The following is a 3,174-nucleotide window of genomic DNA, read 5'->3' as shown; positions in this document are numbered from 1 at the left end:
GAGGACCTCGCCGACCAGTTCGGGATCGAGCGCCGAGGTCGGCTCGTCGAAGAGCAGCAGCCGGGGCTTCAGTGCCAGCGCCCGTGCGATGGCAACGCGTTGCTGCTGACCGCCGGACAACTGCCGTGGATACGCGGCGGACTTGTCGGCGAGCCCCACCCGCGCGAGGAGCCGGCGCGCGTCCTCCTCCGCTTCCTTGCGGGGCCGTTTCAACGCGGAGACCGGCGCCTCGATCACATTGTCCAGGACGGTGAGGTGCGGGAAGAGGTTGAAGCTCTGGAAGACGAAGCCGATCTTGGTACGGCGGCGCAGGACCTCGCGTTCGGGCAGCTCGTGCAGCCGGTCACCGGCGCGCCGGTAGCCGATCGGGGTGCCGTCCACCGTGATCTCGCCCCGGTCCGCCTTCTCCAGGTGGTTGATGGTGCGCAGCAGCGTGGACTTGCCGGAGCCGGAGGGGCCGAGCACCACGGTGACCTCGCCGGTACGGACCTGGAGGTCGATGCCCTTGAGGACGTCGAGCGGGCCGAAGCTCTTGTGCACCGACCGGATGTCGACCATGACGGTCATGGGGTCAATTCCTTTGTATAGGGGGAAGTTCAGGCGGCGGCGCGGCCGGCTCCGGAGCGCAGGAAGGCCAGCACGGCCCGCGCGGTGGCGTCGTTCTGCCGGAAGGCGGGTCCGCCGGTGCGCGGCCGGGTGAAGGCGCCGGGGGTGCGGGCGTCGGTGTAGGGGCCGAGCGCGAAGCGGCGGGGGTGCGGGCGCCCGGCGCCGTCGAGGAGGCGGCCATCGCGGGGGTCGACCCGCAGCAGCCCCTCCGGGGTCTCGGCGGCGCCGTCGGCGTGCAGTTCGCGCAGCAGGGGGTCGCGGGCGCGGGCGACGGTGGGCTCGGGCAGCCGGGCCTCGACCAGGGCCCGTGCCGTGACCGCGTACCCGGGCACGGTGGGTCCGGCCGCCCGGAACACCCCGTCCTCGGCGGTGACGGCCATATCGGCGCCGAGGAACCGCAGCAGTCCGGCCCGGGACAGCGCGAGCATCTGCCGCAGCCGGGGGCCGGGCGGCCCGGACGCCAGATAGCTGAAGAACCCGTGCCACCAGGGCCCGATGTCCCCGAGCCGCACCAGTTGCCCGTAGACGGAGAGCAGTCCGAGGAAGACGCCCAGGTCGGCGCTGTGGGCGGGGTCGTGGCGCCTGGCCAGGTCGGCCTCGATATAGGCGCGCAGCCCGTCCTGGAGGTCCTCGTGCGAGGCGTGCCGCACCCCGGCCAGCGGATGGTCGAGCGCGGTGAGGTCGAGCCGGTCGGCCGGGTCCGGTACGCAGGCGGCGGCGAGCGCGTCCCGTTCGGCGGGGCCGTCGGCGGCCGCGTACTTCTCCTCGAAGTCGGCCCAGGCGCTCGTGGTGCGTTCCGGGTGGGCGGTGAACAGCCGGTGGTAGTGGGCGAAGCCCAGCTCCTTCTCGACCAGCGGCCACACATCGCGTCGGAAGTCGAACCCGCCCGGCCTGGAGCGCAGTTCCGCGATCTCGGCGGGACCGAGGAAGCGCGGCAGCGGCGGCCGGTCGCCGCTCCAGTCGTAGCCGATCTTCGAGTGGTACGGCACCCCGCGCCGGGAGCCGACATACAGCACCGGCTCCCGTCCCGAGGGCAGATAGGTGTCGCCGTCGTACCGGCCGCCGCGGCCCTCGGTGAGCAGCACCATCAGATCGACGAAGGCCAGTCCGAAGCCCCGCACGAGCACCGGTTCGCCGGGCTGGAGCGCGGACAGGTCGGTGTCGGCGGTGAAGTCGGGCGGCAGGTGCACCAGGTCGTGCGTCCGGGCGTACGCGGCCAGCGCGGCCTGTTCCCGGTCGAGTTCGGCGTCGAGGTGGCCGATGGCGAGGATCACCAGGTCGGCGAGGAGGGGGCGCGCCCTGCCCTCCAGCCAGACCTGCTGGCGCCCCTCGCGGGGGCCGCCGACGCGCAGCGCGCGGGTGGGGTGGTGGTGCACAGTGATGTCCGGGGGCAGCTCGGCCAGGGCCCGTTCGTACACGAAGCGCAGGTACCTGCCCTGGAGTTGGCGGTCGGCGAAGGTACGGCCGTCGAGGGCGGCCCACTCGTGCAGCGTGGGGCCCTCGCGCACCGGTCCGTCCATGCGCACCGTGTCGTCGGTGAACATGGTGACGTCCTCGGCGTGCGAGTTCATCCACAGCAGCGGCGACTGCTCCTGGCGCCAGATGCGTCCGCCGCCCGGTGGATGCGGGTCCACGAGATGGATGTCGAGGCCCGAGGTGGCATACAGCTCGGGGGCGTTGGCGGCGATGCGTTCGAGGAGGCCGGTCCCCCGCGGCCCGGCGCCCACGATCACCAGCTGGGGCCTCATCGGGTCCCGCCCGTGCCGCGGGCGTAGTACTTCTCGACGTACGCCTGACCGATGCCGAGCACGGTGGTGACGACCGCGTACCAGAGGGTGGCGACCATCAGCAGCGGGATGACCTGGTAGGTGCGGTGGTAGATCAACTGGGCCGAGAACAGCAGGTCGTTGACGGCGATGACACTGACGATGGAGGTGCCCTTGAGGGTGCCGATCAGCATGTTGCCGGCGGGCGGCACGATGGAGCGCATCGCCTGCGGCAGCACGATCCGCCGCCAGCGGCGCCACCGGCTCAGGCCGAGTGCCTGGGCGGCCTCGATCTGGCCGCGGTCGACGGAGAGGATGCCGCCACGCACGACCTCGGCGGCGTAGGCGGCCTCGTGCAGGGTGAGACCGACGACGGCGACGGCGACCGGGCTGAGCAGGTCGACCGTCTTCACCCCGAGCACCGTCGGGTACAGCGCCCCGATGTTGAACCACAGCAGCAGCTGCACCAGGATCGGGATGGACCGGAACAGCCAGACATAGCCCCAGCCGACCGCGCGCAGCACGGGGTTGGCGGACAGCCGGAACGCGGCGAGCAGGGTACCGAGGGCGAAGCCGAGGACCATCACCACGGCGGTCAGCCAGAGCGTGAGCCACAGTCCGCGCAGCACCGAGCCGGTGGTGAAGTACGCGGCGACGACGTCCCACTGGAACGCCCGGTTGCGCACGACGGAGGTGACGGCGAGGCCGAGCAGGACGAGGACGACGACGGCGGCGGTCCACTGTCCGTAGCGGCGCTGGGGCACGATCCGGGGGACGGCCGGGGGCCCGGGTATCTCCGGGG

General features: G+C 72.5%; 3 protein-coding genes. All 3 read right to left on the bottom strand.

Going from position 1 to position 3,174, the window contains the following annotated elements:
- A partial coding sequence (locus CCN72_RS34490; RefSeq protein WP_086812282.1) for an amino acid ABC transporter ATP-binding protein occupies positions 1-567 on the bottom strand: 567 nt, incomplete at its 3' end.
- Between the two features lie 29 nt (positions 568-596).
- Entirely contained in the window at positions 597-2,354 is a 1,758-nt protein-coding gene (locus tag CCN72_RS34485) for an FAD/NAD(P)-binding protein (protein ID WP_086812280.1), read from the bottom strand.
- A complete protein-coding gene (locus CCN72_RS34480) occupies positions 2,351-3,166 on the bottom strand; it encodes an amino acid ABC transporter permease (RefSeq protein ID WP_086812284.1) in 816 nt (271 codons plus the stop codon). Before CCN72_RS34480 ends, CCN72_RS34485 begins: the two co-directional genes overlap by 4 nt.
- Positions 3,167-3,174: the final 8 nt, after the last annotated feature.

The organism is Streptomyces murinus (assembly GCF_002154555.1).
In the GTDB taxonomy this organism is placed as follows: Bacteria; Actinomycetota; Actinomycetes; order Streptomycetales; family Streptomycetaceae; genus Streptomyces; species Streptomyces murinus.
The sequence above is the reverse complement of the archived record's forward strand: the minus strand, read 5'-3'. Positions and strand labels throughout refer to the sequence as shown.

Excerpts from the sequence above, each read along its gene's own strand:
- CCN72_RS34485 (WP_086812280.1), bottom strand. The coding sequence starts at position 2,354 with ATGAGGCCCCAGCTGGTGATCGTGGGCGCCGGGCCGCGGGGGACCGGC.